Source organism: Sphingomonas sp. FUKUSWIS1, assembly GCF_000733135.1.
Lineage (GTDB): Bacteria > Pseudomonadota > Alphaproteobacteria > Sphingomonadales > Sphingomonadaceae > Sphingomonas > Sphingomonas aerolata.
This window is the reverse complement of sequence record NZ_JPJC01000021.1, coordinates 21,696-41,737: the sequence shown is the minus strand read 5'-3', so window position 1 is coordinate 41,737 and position 20,042 is coordinate 21,696. Positions and strand designations below refer to the sequence as shown.

The following is a 20,042-nucleotide window of genomic DNA, read 5'->3' as shown; positions in this document are numbered from 1 at the left end:
TGGCGGCGATTGGCAAGAGCCGCTGTCGAGCGCGCGGCGCAGCGGTCCCCCCGTCGGCATAGGCGGCCAGCCGGCTTATGCAGCTGGCAGCCGATAGGGTGTACGATAATGGGGCGTGATTAGTCCGTTCGCTTCTGCGTCATCCCTGAACTGACCTGATGCAGCATCCCAATTCACCTTGCGGCCTGTGCGCAACGCGATGTTTCCCATTTGGCAGACGATCGCGGTGTTGGACGCCGCCTCAATCGTACACGCTGGCGTGCGCGCGCGATCTTTAACGCAGGCAATGAAGTCGGCTGTGTGCCGGTCGAGCCCCTCGTCCTTGGCTTTCGTGACCGGGATCTCCCGAGTCATGGCTTTGCCATCGCTTGTCTCTGGAGTGACGCGCCACTGGCCACGATCGACGACAAGGGTGCCGGTCTCGCCGACGAAGGCGACGCCGTGGTCGCGGCCGCCATAGGGGCCCTGACTGATGCCGACCGCATGCTCCCATTCCACGGAATAGTCGCCAAAATCGTAGATGGCGTTCTGCGTGTCCGGAGTTTCCATCGCAGAGCCCGGATAGCCATAGGCACCGCCAAGCGAACTGACCGAACGAGGCGCCTCTGCCTTCATGCCCAACAGCGCGATGTCCATCAGATGGACGCCCCAGTCGGTCATCAGGCCACCCGCATAGTCCCAGTACCAGCGCCAGCTGAAGTGGAAGCGATTGGGATTGAAGGGGCGCAGCGGTGCGGGGCCCAGCCAGCTATCATAATCGACGCCGGCGGGTGGGGCCTGATCCGGTTGGGGAACGACGCGCTTCATCCATCCCATGTACGCCCAAGCCTTGACCTTTCGGACCCGACCGATGCCGCCGGACTGAACATGCGCGATCGCGTCTGCCCAGTGCTGGTTGCTGCGTTGCCACTGACCAACCTGAACCACACGATTGTGACGCTGTTTGGCGGCGACCATGGCACGGCATTCGGCAATGGAGTTTCCGAGCGGCTTTTCGCAATAAACGTCCTTGCCCGCGGACATGGTATCGACCAGCTGAAGCGCGTGCCAATGGTCGGGCGTGGCGATGATAACCGCGTCTATCGACTTGTCGTCCAGCATCCGACGATAGTCGTCGTAGAGCTTCGGCGTGCGGCCTGAGACCTTCTTCAATTCGGCACCGCGTGCCGCGAGGACCGTAGCGTCGACGTCGCAAAGGGCTACGGGCGCCACGTCGGCCCGCTTGCACATTGCCGATAGATCCGACCAGCCCATGCCCTTGCAACCTATCAGACCCACCTGGACCTTGTCGTTCGCCGAGACTCGGCCGCGGCGCTGGGCAAAGGCCTGGCCAAGCGGCACCACGGTAGCAGCTGAGGCTGCAAGGCCGCCAACCAAGAGGGCGCGGCGGTCGAAGCTGGTGGTCATGTTGGTCCTCCCCAATCTGTCCTGACGGCATTGGTAGCGCCCAACCGCCCCTTCGCAAGACTACAGACGCAAAGGGAGTGCGCCGCAAAACGCAGTTCCAGCTCTTGGTCAGGGTCATCCAGACGAAAAAGAGCGTTCGGTCGGCCATGACCAAGAGCATCACGCATCGTCGAAATAGTCGATCCGAATGATAGAGCAGTGCTCACCCACTTCGATGGCAATTGGGCACCCGCAAGATCTGATGCATGTTGGCCTGGTCGATGAGAATGATACCCTTCCTGACGAAGCCGCGCTTGCATCGGCGCTCTTCGACCACGCTGGCACCGACCGTGCTACCTGTGATGACGTGCTCGAAGCCATCTCCGTCCGACTGGCGGCCGTTGCCGGCGGCTCGACGGCAGCGCTGGATCAGGCCGCCGCGCTTGCGACGGCCCTTTTCGAGGAGTTCGGGTTCGCGACGCTCACTTTCGCACCAAGATTGCGCGCAAGGTGCCCAGTTCGGCGTCTTATCTTAAAACGCGACCTTGAACTGGCCGCCGATGATCCGCGGCTCGTTGATCATGCCCGTCAGATTGTTGAAATCGATCGCGCTGATGCTGCGATACTGGTTCGTGATGTTGCGCACGAACGCGCCGACCTCATACCCTTGCGGCGATTTATAGCTGACCTTGAGCCCGCCTTCGAGCGACGACTTGCCGGTGAACTCTACCGCTTCGTACAGGAAGAAGTTGATGCGGCTGCGATAGACCCAGTCGGTATAGGCATAGACCTCGCCGCCATTGGCGAGCGGGATCCCGTAGCGCGCGGTCCAGTTTGCGATCCAGCGTGGCGCCTGGGGGAGATCGTTGCCGTCGATCATCGCAAACCCGTTCACGATCGGATCGAGCACGGTGCAGGTCGCGCAGACCCCCACGCCGATCGAGCGATCGCGGATCTCGGTGAAATTGTAGCTGCCGCTCGCGGTCAGCGACAATTCGGGTACCGGCCGCGCCTCGAACTCGCCCTCGACGCCATAGCCGATCGCCTTGTCCGCGCTGATCAGCCGGGCCGAGTTGCTGCTGCCGCCGACCGCAGTGATCTGCAGGTCCTTGGTGCTGTACCAATAGGCGTCGAGCGAGAAGTTCACTTTCCGGTCGAGCAGCGTCCCCTTGAAGCCGCTCTCGCCCGAAAAGGTCGTTTGTTTCGGAGCGGTGCTCTGGACGCTGCCGAACGTCACGCGGTCCTGGATCGCCGGCCCCTGATAGCCGGTCGCAAGCCGCGAATACACGTTGATCGCGGGCGTCAGCTCATAGGTTGCGCTTGCGTCCCAGGTCACGTTCGAGCCACGGACGACCGCACGCGCGGGCAGCGTGTCGCTGATCCCGGTCCCGGGGATCGGTGCGGTCACGAGGTCGTTGCGATAGTCGTGCGAATAGCGGACGCCCGCGCGCAAGGTCAGCAGCTCGGTCGGCTTCGCCTCGATCGATGCAAACGCACCGTAATTCTCGTTGCGATTGTCGTGGAAGATGTCCTGCGTCAGGTCGGTCGCACGCGATCCGGTACCGCCGAACGCATAGTCATATTGATGATAGCGCAGCGTCTGGTAGAAATAATACAGCCCGCCCTGCAAGCGGATGCCGTTCATGTCCTCGCTGGCGTAGCGCAGTTCCTGGCTGAACTCCTTGGGCTTGGTTAGGCCACCGGTGTTCGACGGGAACAGCCCGACGCCGATCGCGCCGATCGTGCCGCCCGTGAACGGGTAGCTGTTGCCGCCGTCGACGTCGCCGGTGCTCTCGACCTTGGCCTGTTCATAGCCGGTGACCGAATAGAAGGTGCCGATGCCGTCGAGGTGATAGTCGAGCCGCAGGTTGGTGCCCCATTGCGTCAGGCTCTGGCTGGTATAGCCGTCGAGCGTGACATGCTTGGGGTCGAAGCCGGTGTTGAAGTCGTTGGTGCCGGGTTTGAACAGCCCGGCGCGGAAGATGCGCGGCGAGCCCGTGAGGTCGCGGACGTGGACGTTCAGCAAGGCGTTGAAGTCGCTGCTGGTATAGCCGAGCTGGAAGCGGCCGGCGACATCGCGGTACCCTTCGAGCTTGCGATCGGCATTGCCCGTCGTGGAATCGTTGGTGACCCAATCGTCGCGCGACTGGATCAGGCCCGATGCACGGAATGCGAAGCCGTTGCCGATCGGCAGGTTCAGCGCCGCCTCGCCGTTGATCGTGTTGTAGGTCGCCCAGGATCCGGTCGCATAGCCCGAGGCCTTGTCCGGATCCGGCTTGGCGGAATTGATCTTCACGACGCCCGCTGGCGTGTTGCGCCCGAACAGCGTGCCCTGCGGCCCGCGCAGCACTTCGACGCTTTGCAGATCGAATACCGGGAAGGATTTCAGCATCGGATTTTCAAGCGCGACATCGTCATACACCACCGACACCGGCTGTGCGGCGTTCGGATCGAAATCGGTATTGCCGAGCCCGCGGATGTAGAAGCGCGGGAAGGTGCGGCCGAACGACGATTCCACCTGAAGGCTCGGCGTGCGACCGGCAAGGAACCGGATGTCGAGGCCGCTCGAGTTGAGCACGTCGAGCTTCTCGCCGCTGATCGCGGTGACCGCGAGCGGCACATCCTTCGACGATTCCCGACGGCGGGTTGCCGTGACGACGATGTCGCCAACGCCCTGTTCGCCGGACGGATCGCCGACGGCTTGCCCTGTCGGCGCCTGGTCCTGCGCGACCGCGGGTGTGGCACAGACGAATAACGGCGCGCTGGCGGCCAGCAGCCGGGCGATGGCAGACGTACGAACGGGCAAGCGAATCATGGATGGTTCCCCTTGGGCTTCGAACATCCTCCTGCGTCGATCCGTGTGGCCCGGATCCGTCCCCGACCGGTAACATCACTGCAACGTGCGGCAAGAGACACGATCGACGGCGAAGCATTTTTGCGGCGCACCGCGACATCTTTGCCCCAGTTGGCGCCGCAGTCATCCCCGCCGATTGGTTGCGGAGAGCGCAATGGTGAAGCTATTGCGGCCCGGCAGACGCGGCGATCGTGCCGGACCGGGGAATAGATATGCGCGTGCTTCTCATCGGGCTGGGTGACATCGCGCGCAAAGCATATCTTCCGGTTCTGTCGACGCGAGCTGATCTCGACATTCACCTGGCGACGCGCGATGCGAGCGTCCTCGACGAGCTCGGCCGCTCGTTTCGTATCGCGCATCGGCACACCAGCGCTGCAGATGCGCTTTCCACCATGTCGTTCGACGCCGCCTTCGTTCACGCGTCGACGCAGGCACACGGCGAACTTGTCAGGCACCTTGTTGAGAGAGGCGTCCCGACCTTCGTCGACAAGCCGCTCGCCGATAATCTCGGCGATGTCGAAGCGCTCGTCGCCTTGGCCACGGACCGTGACGTTCCGCTCATGGTCGGCTTTAACCGGCGGTTTGCGCCAGACTATGTCGCATTGCGAGGCGTCGACGCGAACCTCATCATCCTCGAAAAGCACCGCTACCGGCAACCCAGCGAACCGCGGAAGGTCGTCTTCGATGACTTCATCCATGTCGTCGATACGCTGCTGTTCCTGGCCCCAGGACCGGTTTGCCGACGCAACATCGAAACCCATATCGTAGACGGCATGCTCCACACGATCACCCTCACGCTCGCAGGCGACGGGTTTACCGCCATCGGCACAATGCATCGTAACAGCGGGCTCGACGAGGAACGCCTCGACCTCATTGGCGGTGGGGCCCGTCATACCGTGCTGAACCTTGCTGATCGCGTCGACGCGAGCGGGACACAGCGCTTACATCGACGAGGCGATTGGGTCTCGGTAGGACAGCAACGCGGCTTTGAAGCGATGTGCGACGACTTCCTGCTTGCGGCGCGTGAGCGAAGGCCGGTCGATGCCGCCGCTATTCTCGCAACGCATGAAGTTTGCGAGGCCATCGTCCGTCACGCGGAGGCGTGAAGTCTCGGACACGCGTTCCGTAATTTGAAGGCCTCGGCGCACAGCGCGCACCGACAAGGTCGCCCCCACTCCATGTACGCCAGTGCCGACAACCGCCTAAATGGCGGCATGCAGTGGCTTAGCCGGAAACCTCATTGAATGAGTGTCCGCAGCTCGGCGGGGGGAATGCCCTGCAACGTCAGCTTGTGGGTCGTAGGTGGAAGAAAGGTCGTGCGTGGCGGCAGCCCCTCGGACTGCCATGGGCCAGGTCTGTAGCGAATTGCGTTGCAGAACGACCCAAGGGTTATTGGCCGGCATTTGGACAACACGAGCCGGCGTGGACCCGTCAGCTGCTACGATCACCGTCACGCCGTCGCGTAAGCCCTAGAGCGGGTTGCGTGTCTTCAGGGAAGCGTCGAACGCGTCGTTGGACGGCCCGGTCGGCTGACCTTCACGGTGTAAGGGGCCGTGCAGGAATAATGGATCGCCCGCTCGCAACAGGCGGGCCGCCCCGGCGAGAAACCCGAGCGTCGCCGACTACAGGCTGAGATGGACCATGTTGATGCACGATATCGGCGCCGCGCTTGCGATCGCTCAGCCTGCAACGGCAGTGTCGAGGCCGAGTGGCGGTCGGACATTGTCTACCTCGGAGCATCACGCAACGATCGAGGTGCGGGCGGCGAGTTCCGGATCGATCGATTGCCATCGGCGTCACGATCCTGCAACAATACCATACTAATGTAGTGGGATATGGAACCGAACAGCCCCGCGCATATGGCGCGAAGGATTCTCATTGGGAGGATCGAGACCCTGAGCATCGGCCAGCCCGTTGCAGCCCTCAGCTTCGAAGGGAGGCTGGCCGCAGAGAACGGATGGACCGGGTCGTTTGCAGACCGGGTCGCGACGGAATATCGTCGCTTCCTCGCGCTGGTCGCGATCAGCGACGAGCAGCTTACGCCGTCGGACGCGGTTGATCAGGCGTGGCATCTGCATATGGCCTATACCCGCGATTATTGGCACGGCCTCTGCCGCGACATCGTCGCGCGCGATATCCATCACGAACCGACATCGGGTGGCCCCGAGCAATGCGAGCACTATCGTGACCGCTACGCGCATACGCTCAATTTATACCGGGACACCTTTGGTGCTGCGCCGCCCGCAGATGTTTGGCCCGATCCCTCGGAACGATTCTCGGGAAATTTCCAGCGGATCGACCGGACCAGAAAGGTACTTCTGGGCGCGGAAGAGACGACGTTGGTCGGGTTCACTTGCGCCGGCCTGGTTGTCCTGATCGTTCAAGATATGGCGGCGCTGGTTGCCGTTTTCCTCCTTGCCGTCGCGATCGTCACATGGATCCAAGGTGCGCGACTAAAGGCCGGCACAGCGGGTCGTCGTTTCGATCTGAATTTCGACGGTGACGCTTGCGGCTCGGACGGGCACGGTAGCAGCGATGGCGGGTGCGGCGGGGGATGCGGCGGGGGGTGCTCATGACCCACCCCGTCTTGCAACGGGCGACGAGGAGGGGCGCACCGCCGCCAAGCGAGACATGCGCGTCGATGGCGGTGCACGCCAGCACCAACCCGAATACTGTAAAGCTGTTCGCACTACCTTTGCTCCGGAGTGGGGCCCGCGGGATTTGCCGCCACGCGCACTGCGTCCTGATATTCGCTCACGAGCGGCAGAGGTGAACGGACGTCCGCTTTCGGCCTGCTCAAAGACACTGCTGCACGAGTGGTTCTGGGTCTTTGCCATCCCGTCTTTCGAGCGGCCGTGAGCCGCAAGTTTTAAGCTGTGCAAGCGCTGAGGGGGTGCTCGGATGTGCGCAGGTGAGGCGACTGGCCTCCTTCCGAAATGGGATCTCTAGCTTTGGGTGTCGGCTAAGCTACGCTGACCGTCATGGATCTGGTCTTTGGCTGGCGCACGGCTGTCCTCACGGTGGCAGCGGCAATTCTGCTTCCGCTGGCGGTCGGCTTGTCGGCGTCGTTCCACAACCGGCTGGCGGCGCGCGCGCTCGCCGCGCTGCTGATCGTCATGACCGGCGTCTTCGTGCCCTGGCTGATCGGGTTTGCCGGCTTTTACGATCGCTGGTGGTGGCTGACCTTCGCGCCTTTCTCGAACGCGCTGCTGGTCCCGCCGCTCCTCTATCTTCACGCTTATGCTCTCGTCACCGGCCGCTGGTCGCCCGCGGCATGGCGACACCTGCTGCCGGGCGCGATCCAGTTCGCCTATCAGGCTGCCGCCTTCCTCCTGCCGACGCCGCTGAAGCATTACTGGGCGGATCTTGCTTTCACGACCGGCAATGCGATCGTCGCATCGCTGCTCGCGATCAGCTTCGTCGTCTATGGCGCGTGGACGATCCGGCTGTTGCACGGCTACCGCGACGCTCTGTCGCAAAAGCGCAGCGACGACGCGCGGTTCGCGACGGCGTGGCTCAGCCGCACCGCCGTCGCCTATCCGTTGCTGGCGATCGCCTGGGCGGGCTGGCTGCTGGTCGATGCGGTGAAGCCGCTCGGCTATAGGGGGCTGATGCCGCTCTACGCCGCGATCGCGGGGTTCGCATTGTATCTCGGGATCGCAGGATGGCGGTATCTCGCGTTGCCGTTTCCGGCGCTCGACACACTGGAGCATCCGGAGGTGCGATCACCCGCCGTTCGAAACTGGCAGGCGCAAGGGGAGGAATGGGCGACGCGGATCCGCGATAACGGGTGGTATCGCGACGACGCGCTGACGCTGCGGCGGCTGGCGAGCCTGCTCGCGACCAACGAGACCTATGTGTCGCGCGCACTCAATGAGGGGCTGGGCGTCGGCTTTTCGGACTTCGTCAACGGTCTTCGCTGCGAGGACGTGGCCGCGGCACTGGCGGCGGATGATTCCCGGCCAGTCTTGGCGATCGCGCTCGACGCCGGGTTCTCGTCGAAGGCAAGCTTCAACCGCGCCTTCCAGCGGCGCTATGGTCGCTCACCGAGTGCGTATCGGGCGTCTCACAAACGATAAATCGCATGGCATGGGCGATGATGAGGCGACGCGTACGCGCTCGGCCATGCTTGAAGGGGGTATCCATAACGTCGGAGCCGACATGACCGCATCGCCACCGTCCCGCCGCACCGTGCTCGGCGGCCTCGGCGCCACCTTTGCAGCCTCGCCGCTGCTCGCCCGGACCTCATCCAGTCCGACGCTCCTCCGCGCCGCGGCGATGCGCGAGGACGTCGCGTTACTGCGCAGGGCATATGCCGAGCTCCACCCCGGCATCCACCGTTACAATACGCCCCGGGAGATCGATGCCCGCTTCACAGCGCTGGACCAGGCGGCGGCCATCCCCATGACGCTACGGGCGTTCTACCTCACGCTGTCGCGCTTTCTCGCGACCGTGCGCTGCGGCCATAGCTATGCCAATTTCTACAACCAGCGACGCGAGATCGCCGTCGCGTTGTTCGGAGCAGCGGATCGGTTGCCGTTCGACTTCCTCTGGATCGGCGACGCGATGGTCGTCACGGCCGATCCATTCGCCACGGGGATCTCGCCGGGAAGCCGCATCCTGGCGGTCAACGGCCGATCCGCGAGCGCCATTCTCGCCGCGCTCATGCCGCTCGCGCGTGCGGATGGGCACAACGATGCCAAGCGTCGCCGCCTTCTCTCGGTCCAAGGAGACGACCGCTACGAGACCTTCGACATCTTCTTCTCGATGCTGTTCGGGCAGGACCGCTATCAGCTGACGGTGGAGGACCCCTCCGGACGGCGACGTGCCGCGACCGTTGCTGGCGTCTCGCTGGCGCAGCGCCGTACCACCGCGCACGCCGGCGTCGATGCGAGCGGCGACACGCCGGTCTGGACGATCGAGCGGCGTGGCGACGCCGCGCTTCTGTCGATGCCGAGCTGGGGTCTCTACGATAGCAAGTGGGATTGGCGCGGCTGGCTCGATCAGGCGGTCGACCGGCTGGTCGCCGAGCGGGTGCCGCGACTGGTCGTCGATCTGCGCGCGAACGAGGGGGGGCTCGACTGCGGTAACGCGCTTGCCGAACGGCTGGTAGAACGCGAGACGCCGTTCGAGGAGGTCCAGAGGCTCGTCCGCTACCGCACCGTGCCCGACGACCTGCGGCCTGTGCTCGACACGTGGGACCGCAGTTTCGATCATCTGGGAGAGAATGCGACCAGGATCAGCGACCGGTTCCTCCGGCTCGATGCGCAAGGCGACCGGGTGGACCCGATCAGACCGCGCGGTACACGCTATGAGGGCGACGTGCGCGTTCTGATCGGCCCGCAAAACAGTTCGGCGACGTTCCAGTTCGCCGATTTCGTCCGCCGTAATCGCCTTGCAACGCTGATCGGTGAGACGACCGGCGGCAACCGGCGCGGGATCAACGGTGGCTGCTTCTACTTCGTGCGACTGCCTGCGACCGGGCTGGAAGCCGACCTGCCGCTGATCGGCCGGTTTCCGACGACCCCGCAACCCGACCGGGGTGTGAAGCCGGACATAGCAATCCCGATCACGCGGGCAGACATCGCGAAGGGCACGGATGGCCAGTTGATCCGCGCACTTGCGTGACGAATGGCGGCGGCTCCGAGCGCTTGCGTTCGGGATGAACGAACGACCGGAGCTGGTAAGCGGGAACCACTGCGAATGTCCGGGTCTGGCGCACCGCTGCCGTAGTCGTCGGGAGGTCGACCAAGATAGAGGTCTTAACTACCTTCATCAGCATGATTGCGAGATCCGATCAGACCCCCCGATCTCTGCCTCGACGAGGACGGGGCCGAACTCATCGCCTAGGCGCTGGATGACGCCGCGCTTACCTACCTTGAGGGTGCCTTGGCTGCGCTTCTGACGGACGGGCCAGGCGTTCCGATCGGGAGAGACGCAAGCTTAAGCCGTTTCTAGAAGTCGCAGGACCGATCGGTGGGAGAGCCGCCACCGCGTTCGGACCCGACGCGCGTCCTAACCATGACGCTGAGAACTCGCTCAAGGCTGAAATGGTCAGCCGGGTCGACCTGATCTTCGTTATGAGGAAGGCGCATCGGAGCAAGCTCCAGCTTCAAATCCGGGTGGCTCTGGCAGACAAGCGCGCGATTTGTTTGACGTAATGAACAGTTTTGCATTTATGCAGCCGGAACTGGTCCGGCTGCTCGCGACGACGGTGAGCAGGCACCTACCAGCATGCGCCATGAAAACCGAGAAGCGGTCAAACTTGGAACATGAATTAGCAGCGATTGTGGGAAGCGGGTAGGCTGATCTGAGTGTCATCTATTGGATTTTACCAGCTGCAAAGCGGACCGGTAGCTAGCGCCCAATACCGGACGTTCAGAGTGGCTATACGGGCAACCCATAACGGCCATTCGTTAAGCGCCATCTCTCCCGTTTCTTGTCGCCGACAGGCCATTCGCGAATGCGCAATTGAGACAGACATTGAAAGTACGGCTGCGTCTACGGACGACTTTCGCTAGGCGGCCAGCCGCATCCTGTTGCGACCCTCGTTCTTCGCAACATACAGCGCGTCATCGGCGCGTCTCAGCAGCGCATCGCAACTCTCCCCAGGCGCCATTTCTGCCACGCCAATGCTCACCGTGACGCCTGGCGTACAGTTGTCCGTGCCGATCGCATGACGCACCCGTTCGGCGACCTTGCTTGCCGCATCCGCTGCGGCGTCCGGTAACACGATCACGAATTCTTCACCGCCGAAGCGGCCAATGGTATCGCCGCTGCGCAGTTCCGCGGCAGCGCCTGCTGCCACCCTCTTCAGCACCTCGTCGCCTGTGTGATGTCCATAGGTGTCATTGATGCGCTTGAAGTGATCAATATCGAACATCGCGACGGACATTGGGTGCCCGGTTTCGCGGGCGAGCAGCAACGTCTGCTCAAGCACGAAGCTGGTGCGGCGCCGGTTTGCAATTCCGGTAAGCTGGTCCGTCTCGGCCAGAATTATCGCGTTGCGGGCGGCAGTCTCAGCACGAATGCGGGCCCGTTCCATCTCGGCTTCGTGCGCAACCTGGGTCGTTATGTCCTGGATAATGCCGAACAGGCCAACCGACTCATTGACGCCGTTTCGGTCAATCTCACCCTTCGAAAACACATGGCGTACCTCCCCGTCGGGGCGGACGATGCGAGCGGTGAATTCAAAACCCACGCAGTGTTCGAGGGAGCGCCCGATATGTGCCGAAACCGCATCCCTATCGTCAGGGTGATAGGCGTCTATCGCGGTGTCGAGTGACGGCGGAACGCGGGTCTCCACACCATGAATGCGAAAGACTTCGTCCGACCATGTTATGAGTTGCGTCAACAAATCGAGATGCCAATGACCGACATGAGCCGCACCCTCGGCCAGCTCGAGCAACCGCAGCTTGTTCGCGTTGCTATCGATCAGCTGTTGTCTAGTCGCAAGCAAGGCGGCAATCGGCAGGGCGGCCGCGAACAGGGCCAGCAAATAGAATTGTAGAAAGATGCTACGTGCGTACGCCTGACCGTCGGCTATCGCCTGCGGATCAGAGCCGAAAATATGGGCGAGTGAGCTGGCCGTGGCAACGAGCAACACACTTCCGGCGGCGCCAAACGGACCCATTCGCAACGCTGCCAGAAGGACTGCAAGCATCGGCAGGAAAAGCAGCGAGTAGTTGACCTGAGAGAAAGCGATTATCGACACGCTGGCCACGAGCAGAAATATCGCGACGGCTTGCGGGGCTGCTGCCAGGCCATCGCGAAACCTTTTGCGATAGAAGGCTCGGCCCGCAATCAGGATGAGCGGGGCAACGATCAAGATCCCCAGCAGATCAGTCGTGAACCACGAAAGCCAGAAGCTGATCCCGACAGCCGTCGTCGCGCAGGCGGCGATCGTCGCGCTCAACGCTGCCGCGGCCGCTGCGGCGATGCAGAACCAGACCAAGCCCTTTGGATCGGTGAATGAATCACGACGCCGCGTTCGGTTTCGTAAAAGCCATGCCGCAAATCCGGACTCGGACACGTTAGCGAGCGTAAAACCGATCGAAAGCAGGACGCCATTCCCGCCGCCGAGGTTGGCAGCGAGACTGGCTATTGCAGCGGCGCCTATGTGCCACACGATGCGATTCCGAGGTTCGACCAGTAAGGCTGCGAACAGAATGCCGCTGGGCGGCCACAGCATCGCGATCCCGTCAGCACCGCGGGTGAGGTAGAGGGACGCGAAGGCCGCCAGATAGTAACCAACGCCTGTGGCGATCGGTAGCGCTGCAAAACGTGTGAGCTCGGTTACACGGTGGGCTATTCGGTTCATGCGCAAAATGTAGGAGGCGACGGTTAACAGATCATAAGGACTGGTGTATTTTCAATCGGTTGTGAAGCCCGCTCCAAACTTCTGGTGTTGAGCCCCATCGCCAATAGCGAGACTTGGCCGGCACCATGCGAAACAGAGCAGGCCGTCTGATTTGCGCACCCGCCCTTGGGGATGCCAACGCGGCGTTATGTAAAGATTGCGGCGGAGAAACCGGCCGCCGCGGATCTTCAGCGCCTCAAGCTGATCCAGGGCAGCGTGGGTTTCGCAGAGCGTGGGGCCACGACGGACTCCAACTTGTTTCCCCGAAATCTGGCAGCACGCTTGGGGCGGCGGTGTTGGGCACCGTGCCCAATGCCAGCCTCGCCCGCGGACACGCTGAGACGCTGCAACAGATTCAGCAGATGCTCGTGGGCCAGGGGGCGGCGGCAAGCGCAGTGATGAGCCGGGCAGGGCGAGCGCACGGCCGGCCCCTGACGTTCCGGGGCATCCTTATGATCGCAGGCGGCACGCTGGCGTTCTCGGTGTTCGTACCGCAAGCGACGGAGGGGCACGGCGCGCCAACCTAAACCGATGTCTGAGCGCAAGCAGCTGAAGCAGCGGCATCAAAGTCTGCCTGTGCGTCAACATCGCAAAGGCGCGCGGCAAATTACGCCCAGGCCTATCCCCCCAACGCTACCGCTCAAACAGACGCCTCAAGAACACGGTTTCCACCTCGCGCCGCAGATCGTTGTTCGGCTTTTTCAAAAAGCCGTGCCCTTCGTCGGCGAACACCACATACCAAGTTTCGTTGCCGTTTGCGCGCAGGCGCGCCACGATCTGGTCCGATTCCGATTGGGGTACACGGGGGTCGTTGGCACCCTGCATCACCAACATTGGCTTGGTGATCCGCGCAACATTCGTGAACGGCGACACCCGCGTTAGTACCGCGCGCATCGCCGGATCGCGCTCGTCGCCATATTCTGCGCGGCGATTGTCGCGACGATAGGCCTCGGTGTTCTGGAGGAACGTGTTCCAGTTGCTGATGCCGTAGCGCTCGACCCCGCCGACCAGCCGGTCCGAATAATGCGTCATGACGGCAAGGCTCATATAGCCGCCATAGGACTGACCATAGACCGCGACACGGCCTGCATCGAGGCCCGGCTGTGTGCTGATCCAGTCGAGCAGGGCGCCGATATCCTTTACTGAGTCCTCGCGCTTCACGCCATTGTCGAGGTTGAGGTAGCGCTTGCCATAGCCGTCGCTGCCGCGGACGTTGGGAAGGATCACCGTCGCCTTCAACGCATCGGCAAAATATTGCGCGCCATAGTTTAAGATCGGGCGCGTCTGCGCTTCCGGCCCCCCATGGATGTCGATGATCACCGGCGTCCGCGTGCCTGCCGGCAAGCCCTTGGGTCGATAGACGAACGCCGGGACAGACAGGCCGTCGAAGGACTTGAAGCGTACGAGCTCGGGCTCGGCAAGCGTGGCGGGATCGAGTTCGCCCAGCTCCGACTTGGTCCAGCGTGTCAGGCCGCCTCCGGTCACGCCCCAGCTCCAGACGTCACCGGCGGAAGTGGCCGAGGTCAGGCCAATCGCCAGATTCCTGCCGTCGGGCGAAAATCTGAGCGCGGTCAGGACGCCGCGCGGCAGCACCGGTTGTGGTAGCGCGCGGCGGGTGACCCGATCCTGCACCACCACGCGCGAGAAGCCGTCCTCGTTCACGGAATAGGCGAGCACGCGCCCGTCATCCGTCAGATCGAAGCTCTCGACATCCCATTTAAGGTCCGGCGTCAGGACCGTCTGCGCGCCGGTGGCGATATCGATCTCGACCAGTCGGCGCGTGTCGCTGCCGGAATCGGAGATGGCGATCAGCTTCCGTCCGCCCGGCAGATAGCGGGGGTCGGCATAGACGGCAGCGTCAGCCTTCGGCGCGATGCGGTCCGCCTTGCCGGTCTTAAGATCCAGCTCGAACAGCTGGTCCTCACGGTTGGAAAGGCTGCGCACAAATATCAGCCGCGCAGCGTCGGGCGCGATATCGGCGGGCGCCACCGCGCCGTCGGACTGGTAAAGCGAGCGCGGGTTGCCGCCCGCCTTTGGGTCGACCCCCAGGATTGCATAAGCGGCGCTTCCCTTGGTCGCCCGCGCCCATGCCATCAGCGCGCCATCCTTGCTGAAAACCGGCGACTGGTTGCGGGTGCCGGCTTCGGTCACCGGCGTGGCTACACCGGTGAGGCCGCGCGTATAGAGTTGAAACCACTCGTCACCGCCCGTGTCGCGCGTCATCACGAAACGATCGCTGCGGGGGATCGTCGTCGCGGCGGCAATCGGCTCGGCGCCGAACGTGATCTGTGTGCGTGCGCCACCGGGGGTTGCGACGTGATGCAATTGCTGCGTCGCGCCAAAGCGCGTGGCGATCAGCATCGAGCCGTCCGGCAGCCAATCCTCGAACTGCGCCGCCCGACTATTATGATAGCGCTGCACCGCCTCGCGCACCTCGACGGGGATATTGGGCACGCCAGAGAGCGTGGCGCTGCCGACCTGCTGCGTCGGCACGGTCTGCGCTGCGGTTCCGGTAGCGAGCGCGAACAGCGCGACGGTTGCGACGAGAGGCTTGATCATTCGCCGGTTGTCGGTCGCCGGGCACCGTTAGGTCAAGGGCGGGTACAGCGGGTCGGCTGAATTGCTAGCGGTCTCGCGTGATCGACATCGTGATTTATCGCCCCGATTCTATCCTCAGCCGATCGGCGAACATCTCGCGTCCATCGCAGGGAGTGCGATTTGCGTCTCAACAATAGAACGCTCGATGATCGCAAGCGTCGCCTACAGCTTGAGCCAAAAAAAATGGTCTTTATCGCAGTTCCAGCCGCTTCTCGACGCAAGCCGACACAGTTACCTGCTAACTTCAGCATCGATGGAATGCGTAGCCATGGCGGCGCTTCTCGTTAATATATCTAGGCAGGTCGTGATCGGACCGACGATGCCACAAACAGCCGAGCGAGATTCAATGTCCGGTAAGCCCGGAGGTGGGCTTTGGCGTCGGTACCGGAAGGGCGACCGGCGCCAACTTCTATTTCAGCACATAGCGCGGTATCAAATCGCATGGCTCGTGCGCAAAAGCTGAAGGTTTACAGGACGGCCGCTGGCTTCAATGATGCCTATGTCGCCGCAACGAGCCAGAAGGCTGCCCTCGAGGCCTGGGGCAGCGAGCGCGACCTGTTCGCGCGAGGCATAGCAGAGCTCGTCACAGACCCCGCGCTGACCGCTGAGCCTTTGGCCTCGCCAGGCCTGGTCGTGAAGCATTCTCGCGGCACGACTGCGGAGCAGATCAAGGCCATGCCGGCCCTCGAACTGCGGACAGCGCGGGGAGATGTTTCGGCGCGCCCCGAAACGTCCAAACAGCCGCAAAAACCGAAGTCTGCACCGAAACCGAAGCCGAGCAGCGCGAAGCTCGAGGCGGCGGAAGCTGCGCTTGAAACGGTGACGGCCGACTACGACGGCAGGATGAAGGGGTTGGCGGACCGGGAGGCAAAGCTGGCCCGCGATCGACGTGAGCTTGAAGAGCAACACCGCGCAGACGTCGGCGCGGCAGAGGCTGCAGTCGAAGCCGAGCGTCAACGATATGACGCCGCGATGCGACAATGGCGAAAGGGAAAAAGCGACACTTAAGTCGCAGCTGCCTACGGGCATGGTCTATCCCGCTCACAGCGTCCTGTGTCGCGACGCTGCTATTCATGGTTACCGCTTCGCTAACCCTCAATATCCGGAACGATCATCCTTCGACACGGCTTCTAGATCCGTGAGCAACCGAACTGTCGACAGGAATCATCATGAGCACGACCCTCGTATCAGCCGTTTTCGACAATCACGCCGATGCAGAGCGCGCCGTTTCAGAGCTGCGCGCTGCGGGCATTAGCGACAGCGCGATTTCGGTCGTGGCGCAGCACAATGGCAAGAACACGACCACAGACGGCAACGGCGACACGCAGGAGTTTGTCGGCAAGGTCGCAGCCGGCGCTGGTATCGGGACCCTGCTCGGTATCGCGGCGCTCGCAATACCCGGCGTCGGCCCTCTCGTTGCAGCGGGCGCGATCGCGTCGGCAGCGATCCCCGGTGCAGCCGTCGTCGGTGCGGCGCTCGGTGGCGCCGTCGGGGGGCTGGAAAAAGTCATGACGGACCATGGCGTCAGCCGGGTCGATGCCAGCTATTATGAGGGGCGCATCAACGAAGGTGGCGTGTTCGTGTCGGTCGATACCGCCGGGGCAGGGGTCGCTCCCGAGGACGCAGCCGATGTGCTGTATCGCTCCGGCGGTCACACATCGACGCGTGCCAAGGTCGCGTCGGCGTAATCCTCTCTGATTTGCTGGCTCGAAGAGACGGGGCGTTCCTAAGGGGGCGCCCCGTCTCGGCATTGGGTAGCATCGAAGGCAAGTATCGCGGCGCCTGAGCCGAACCTGTGTGCGCATCGCGCCATTTGCCAATGCGACCGGGCCCGCTACAGGCCGCCCCGCAATGGCGTATGTCAGGACCTCATGATGATCAGTACACCCCGCTCGATTGACGACCGCATCGCAGAGGTGGCCACGCACGGGGACGCGGCCTGGTTCAACAATAATCCAGATCGACGCATCCGGATACGCCAAGCGGTTGCAGGGGAGTTCGCCGAAAATATCGGACACCCCCCCGTTGGCATGCAGTGGTTCGTGCTTGTCCTCGAGGCGCAGCCCGGTGCTCGTCTTCGTCAGCCTATTGCCTTGTCGATCGGGTTTGACATCAGCGGTTTGGACGATGGCGCGCTGTTCAGCCTGTTCAAACAGGCGGCCCCCGTGGAATCACGCGATCTGCTGAGCAAGCTCCGCGCGGCGAAGCTACCAGGGATCACGAAGCCGGCGAGCTAATAGTATCCCAGAGCTCGACGATCTTCTCGCGGGCAGAGGCCTTCCCAAGGAGCGCTTGGGGTAGAGCCGGTCCACCGCGACGTTCACGAGGGCGTCGGCCGGGGAAGGGCATCGAGCGCTGCCGATACCTGCAGGCGCAAATCGTCGTCCCGGGAAATCTCGAGCATCGCGCTAAGACTGTTGCGGGCGCCGGCAACATCTTCTGCGACCAGCTGAAGTCTGGCTCGCTCCCACCAACCATGGGCGTGCGTGGGCGCCACGATCGTCATGCGGTCGTACAGGACTAGCGCGCGCGCGGGATTGCCTGCCTGCTCGGCACGGGCCGCCTGGTTGAGCAGCAGTCGAACAAGCGCCGATCGGTTCGACAGGGGCAGCATCCCGTCGGAAAACCGTGTCTGGCCCGTCATCTGCTCCAACAAGGCTTCCACCTGTTCGGGGGCGACGATGCGACCGTCATTGAAGGGATCGATGATCAGCGCCTCCGGTGCGTCGCCAAGGCGGACCAGGACGTGGCCGGGGGTATTGAGCGGCATCGCCGACCATCCAAGCCGTCGGGCCATTGCCACATAGAGGATCGACAGACTGACCGGCAGACCGAGCCGTCGATCGATGACAGCGATCAGGTCCGCGTTCTGAGGATCGTCGTAGTGCGTGCGGTCGCCGGAGAATCCGAAATCCTCGACCATGACGCTGCGCAGCGTCTGGGCCTGAGCGACGCTGCCTGCTGCGTTGTCGTCAGCAGCGCGCAGGGCCAATTCTATGCCAGTGAGCTCGTCGATATAGTCGTCTAGATCGATACCGGGATGATCGAGGGCGGCGAGTTCAAGGGCGGCCAGATCGAGCTCGATCTCCCCGTCCTCCATGAGCCCGAGATGAAGAATGCTATTGGTCATAAGACGCTAGATGGGGGCTCTTCCGATCGTTCCTATGCCCGACTTGACTGCCGGCATGATCAGCCGAGCGACAACCGGATCGGCGTCGAGGATCAACAGGCCGCCACCGATCGGACTGGCGTGGAGGCTGCGCTGACCCGAACGAAACTTACCCCGGAGCCGGCGCGTTGCGGCGGTGCCGGAGCAGTCTGCTTCGCAGCCATTTGCTTAGCGAGGATACTATCATGGGCCTGTTTTCCAAAGACATCGTGACGTTCGACGACCTGTTCCTGCACCAATTGCAGGATGTGTATTACGCGGAAAACCAGATCACCAAGGCGCTGCCAAAGATGGTGGCCAAGGCAACGGCGCCAGCCCTTAAGCAGGGTTTCGAAACCCATCTGCGTGAGACGGAAGGGCAGATCACGCGCCTCGAGCGGATCTTCGACCTGCTTGGCGAGAAGGCGAAAGCCGTGACCTGCCCGGCGATCGACGGCATCATCAAGGAAGCCAACGAAGTCGCCGGCGAGATCGAGGACAAAGCCGTTCTGGATGCCGCGCTGATCGCGTCGGCACAGGCCGTCGAGCATTACGAGATCACGCGCTATGGCACGCTGATCGCTTGGGCGAACCAGCTCGGCCGCGCCGATATCGCTGCGATCCTGAAAGAAACGCTCGATGAGGAATATGCGACCGACGACAAGTTGACCGCGATGGCAACGTCGAGCGTGAACGTCAAAGCGGAAGCGGTCACCGCATAAGCGTTTCGGTGTCGGGGGGCCCAATGCCCCCCGACCAAATCTAGTTCATGAAAGGCACGTTCGATGGCTGATGATATCGCGTTCACGCTTCCCGAAGCCTTGCGTGCGCAAAAACACATGCGTGATGCGCTGGGCCTGGGTGAGGAACGGTTCCCGGTCCCCGCCTTCATCAACATGGTAAGCGACGAGATCGAGCAGCTGCGCAACGCCGGGAAGACCAATGGCGAAATCGCCGCGCTTGTTGAAGAGTCGAGCGGTCATGCCCTCACCGAAGCGGATATCGCGCGCTATTATACGCCTGCCGAAGACCGGCGTTCCAACGAGCACTGAAACTGCCCCGACCAGCTCGGGAATTGTGCCTCTTGTTGAGGGCAGGGGACACAGATTTGCTGTCCTGAACAAGACCGCCACTTCCAGCGTCGAGCGTCCTACCGGTCCTGATACTGTGATCTACGCGTGGGTGGGCGATCATAAGCAACGGCGATGCGACCCATCTCAGGGCGATACGCCATAGGCTGCGAACTCGTCGACGGGTGCGCTTCGCGGTGAACACGCTGCCCTTTAACGTGACACGGCGGCGATATTCGGTGCCCGCGACTGTCCTGGCGATATCGTTCTTGCGGCAACAGGATCGTTTCCACCGTGCGCGTATGCTGTGGCTAGGGGACGGCGTACGGCGCGGCACCGTCGGGCGCGGCGTCGCGGGTCAAATCAGCACAATAGCCGATCGTCATCCCGTCGGTTGGATCCAGCCTGAAGTTCAGTCCATGCGCGCCTTACCCGTCATCGAAAGGCGTCGCTCGCCCGTCTTCGGATCGAAGCTGCTGGCGGTCGAATCGACATCGACAAAGTTGGATTCGCTCTTCCAATAGTCTCGCAACGCCCGGTCGCGCGCATCGCCGACCAGCCTGTGCCGGTAATCAGGGCTAAGATGATCAGGTCGCACCCCTTGCCGGAACTGGTACCCGATGGGAG

At 62.8% G+C, this 20,042-nt stretch carries 14 protein-coding genes and 1 pseudogene; 9 read left to right on the top strand and 6 right to left on the bottom strand.

Translation table 11 applies throughout. The features are described 5' to 3' along the window. Positions 1-75 precede the first annotated feature (75 nt). Both sphsw_RS02435 and sphsw_RS02430 read right to left on the bottom strand, forming a co-directional pair. A complete protein-coding gene (locus sphsw_RS02435; protein ID WP_031439212.1) occupies positions 76-1,407 on the bottom strand; it encodes a Gfo/Idh/MocA family protein in 1,332 nt (443 codons plus the stop codon). Between the two features lie 511 nt (positions 1,408-1,918). After that, positions 1,919-4,201, bottom strand: a complete 2,283-nt coding sequence (locus sphsw_RS02430) for a TonB-dependent receptor (protein ID WP_235188257.1) — start codon at positions 4,199-4,201, stop codon at positions 1,919-1,921. A 251-nt stretch (positions 4,202-4,452) separates the two neighbouring features. Between sphsw_RS02430 and sphsw_RS02425 the strand changes: the two genes are divergently transcribed. Further along, the gene (locus tag sphsw_RS02425) at positions 4,453-5,346 is read left to right on the top strand and encodes a Gfo/Idh/MocA family protein (RefSeq protein ID WP_031439210.1); all 894 of its coding nucleotides are present in this window, start codon (positions 4,453-4,455) and stop codon (positions 5,344-5,346) included. Positions 5,347-5,709: 363 nt separating this feature from the next. On the opposite strand, the pseudogene sphsw_RS20835 reads toward sphsw_RS02425, so the two are convergent. Continuing rightward, positions 5,710-5,847: pseudogene (locus sphsw_RS20835) on the bottom strand (DUF938 domain-containing protein); the annotation flags it as partial. A gap of 228 nt (positions 5,848-6,075) precedes the next feature. On the opposite strand from sphsw_RS20835, the gene sphsw_RS18215 reads away from it, so the two are divergent. The 3 genes from sphsw_RS18215 (at position 6,076) to sphsw_RS02410 (ending at position 9,868) form a co-directional block, all read left to right on the top strand. Further along, the gene (locus sphsw_RS18215; RefSeq protein ID WP_052380804.1) at positions 6,076-6,816 is read left to right on the top strand and encodes a glycine-rich domain-containing protein; all 741 of its coding nucleotides are present in this window, start codon (positions 6,076-6,078) and stop codon (positions 6,814-6,816) included. A gap of 405 nt (positions 6,817-7,221) precedes the next feature. Beyond that, positions 7,222-8,319: a helix-turn-helix domain-containing protein gene (locus tag sphsw_RS02415; protein WP_200874002.1), complete on the top strand. Its 1,098-nt coding sequence runs from the start codon at positions 7,222-7,224 to the stop codon at positions 8,317-8,319. 82 nt (positions 8,320-8,401) lie between these two features. Next, the gene (locus tag sphsw_RS02410) at positions 8,402-9,868 is read left to right on the top strand and encodes a S41 family peptidase (protein WP_042466362.1); all 1,467 of its coding nucleotides are present in this window, start codon (positions 8,402-8,404) and stop codon (positions 9,866-9,868) included. Positions 9,869-10,757: 889 nt separating this feature from the next. Here the strand turns inward: sphsw_RS02410 and sphsw_RS02400 are convergent. Together sphsw_RS02400 and sphsw_RS02390 are read right to left on the bottom strand one after the other, a co-directional pair. After that, on the bottom strand, positions 10,758-12,560 hold the full coding sequence (locus sphsw_RS02400; RefSeq protein ID WP_031439206.1) for a sensor domain-containing diguanylate cyclase: 1,803 nt from the start codon (positions 12,558-12,560) through the stop codon (positions 10,758-10,760). A gap of 672 nt (positions 12,561-13,232) precedes the next feature. Continuing rightward, positions 13,233-15,158: a S9 family peptidase gene (locus sphsw_RS02390; RefSeq protein ID WP_031439204.1), complete on the bottom strand. Its 1,926-nt coding sequence runs from the start codon at positions 15,156-15,158 to the stop codon at positions 13,233-13,235. 480 nt (positions 15,159-15,638) lie between these two features. Here sphsw_RS02390 and sphsw_RS02385 point away from each other — a divergent pair, with 480 nt between their 5' ends. The 3 genes from sphsw_RS02385 to sphsw_RS18210 all read left to right on the top strand — a co-directional run bounded on the left by sphsw_RS02385 (position 15,639) and on the right by sphsw_RS18210 (position 17,434). After that, on the top strand, positions 15,639-16,205 hold the full coding sequence (locus tag sphsw_RS02385) for a hypothetical protein (protein WP_031439203.1): 567 nt from the start codon (positions 15,639-15,641) through the stop codon (positions 16,203-16,205). Between the two features lie 161 nt (positions 16,206-16,366). Beyond that, positions 16,367-16,885, top strand: coding sequence for a general stress protein (locus tag sphsw_RS02380; protein ID WP_052149332.1), 519 nt, complete (start codon positions 16,367-16,369; stop codon positions 16,883-16,885). Positions 16,886-17,071: 186 nt separating this feature from the next. Then, positions 17,072-17,434 (top strand): hypothetical protein, encoded by a 363-nt coding sequence (locus tag sphsw_RS18210; protein WP_152555355.1) that lies wholly within the window; start codon positions 17,072-17,074, stop codon positions 17,432-17,434. A gap of 83 nt (positions 17,435-17,517) precedes the next feature. Here sphsw_RS18210 and sphsw_RS02370 read toward each other — a convergent pair whose 3' ends face one another. Further along, positions 17,518-18,327 (bottom strand): SirB1 family protein, encoded by an 810-nt coding sequence (locus sphsw_RS02370; protein WP_031439201.1) that lies wholly within the window; start codon positions 18,325-18,327, stop codon positions 17,518-17,520. Positions 18,328-18,551: 224 nt separating this feature from the next. Between sphsw_RS02370 and sphsw_RS02365 the strand changes: the two genes are divergently transcribed. Both sphsw_RS02365 and sphsw_RS02360 read left to right on the top strand, forming a co-directional pair. Continuing rightward, positions 18,552-19,067 (top strand): YciE/YciF ferroxidase family protein, encoded by a 516-nt coding sequence (locus sphsw_RS02365; RefSeq protein ID WP_031393879.1) that lies wholly within the window; start codon positions 18,552-18,554, stop codon positions 19,065-19,067. Positions 19,068-19,130: 63 nt separating this feature from the next. Next, positions 19,131-19,397, top strand: coding sequence for a hypothetical protein (locus sphsw_RS02360; protein WP_031439200.1), 267 nt, complete (start codon positions 19,131-19,133; stop codon positions 19,395-19,397). The last annotated feature ends 645 nt before the right edge of the window (positions 19,398-20,042 follow it).

What these genes read in the sequence shown, in the direction of transcription:
- sphsw_RS02360 (WP_031439200.1), top strand. Translation starts at nt 19,131, where the DNA reads ATGGCTGATGATATCGCGTTCACGCTTCCCGAAGCCTTGCGTGCGCAA.
- sphsw_RS02385 (WP_031439203.1), top strand. Translation starts at nt 15,639, where the DNA reads ATGGCTCGTGCGCAAAAGCTGAAGGTTTACAGGACGGCCGCTGGCTTC.
- sphsw_RS18210 (WP_152555355.1), top strand. Translation starts at nt 17,072, where the DNA reads ATGATCAGTACACCCCGCTCGATTGACGACCGCATCGCAGAGGTGGCC.
- sphsw_RS02415 (WP_200874002.1), top strand. Translation starts at nt 7,222, where the DNA reads ATGGATCTGGTCTTTGGCTGGCGCACGGCTGTCCTCACGGTGGCAGCG.
- sphsw_RS02435 (WP_031439212.1), bottom strand. Translation starts at nt 1,407, where the DNA reads ATGACCACCAGCTTCGACCGCCGCGCCCTCTTGGTTGGCGGCCTTGCA.
- sphsw_RS02380 (WP_052149332.1), top strand. Translation starts at nt 16,367, where the DNA reads ATGAGCACGACCCTCGTATCAGCCGTTTTCGACAATCACGCCGATGCA.
- sphsw_RS02365 (WP_031393879.1), top strand. Translation starts at nt 18,552, where the DNA reads ATGGGCCTGTTTTCCAAAGACATCGTGACGTTCGACGACCTGTTCCTG.
- sphsw_RS02390 (WP_031439204.1), bottom strand. Translation starts at nt 15,158, where the DNA reads ATGATCAAGCCTCTCGTCGCAACCGTCGCGCTGTTCGCGCTCGCTACC.
- sphsw_RS02410 (WP_042466362.1), top strand. Translation starts at nt 8,402, where the DNA reads ATGACCGCATCGCCACCGTCCCGCCGCACCGTGCTCGGCGGCCTCGGC.
- sphsw_RS02370 (WP_031439201.1), bottom strand. Translation starts at nt 18,327, where the DNA reads ATGACCAATAGCATTCTTCATCTCGGGCTCATGGAGGACGGGGAGATC.
- sphsw_RS18215 (WP_052380804.1), top strand. Translation starts at nt 6,076, where the DNA reads ATGGAACCGAACAGCCCCGCGCATATGGCGCGAAGGATTCTCATTGGG.
- sphsw_RS02430 (WP_235188257.1), bottom strand. Translation starts at nt 4,201, where the DNA reads ATGATTCGCTTGCCCGTTCGTACGTCTGCCATCGCCCGGCTGCTGGCC.
- sphsw_RS02425 (WP_031439210.1), top strand. Translation starts at nt 4,453, where the DNA reads ATGCGCGTGCTTCTCATCGGGCTGGGTGACATCGCGCGCAAAGCATAT.
- sphsw_RS02400 (WP_031439206.1), bottom strand. Translation starts at nt 12,560, where the DNA reads ATGAACCGAATAGCCCACCGTGTAACCGAGCTCACACGTTTTGCAGCG.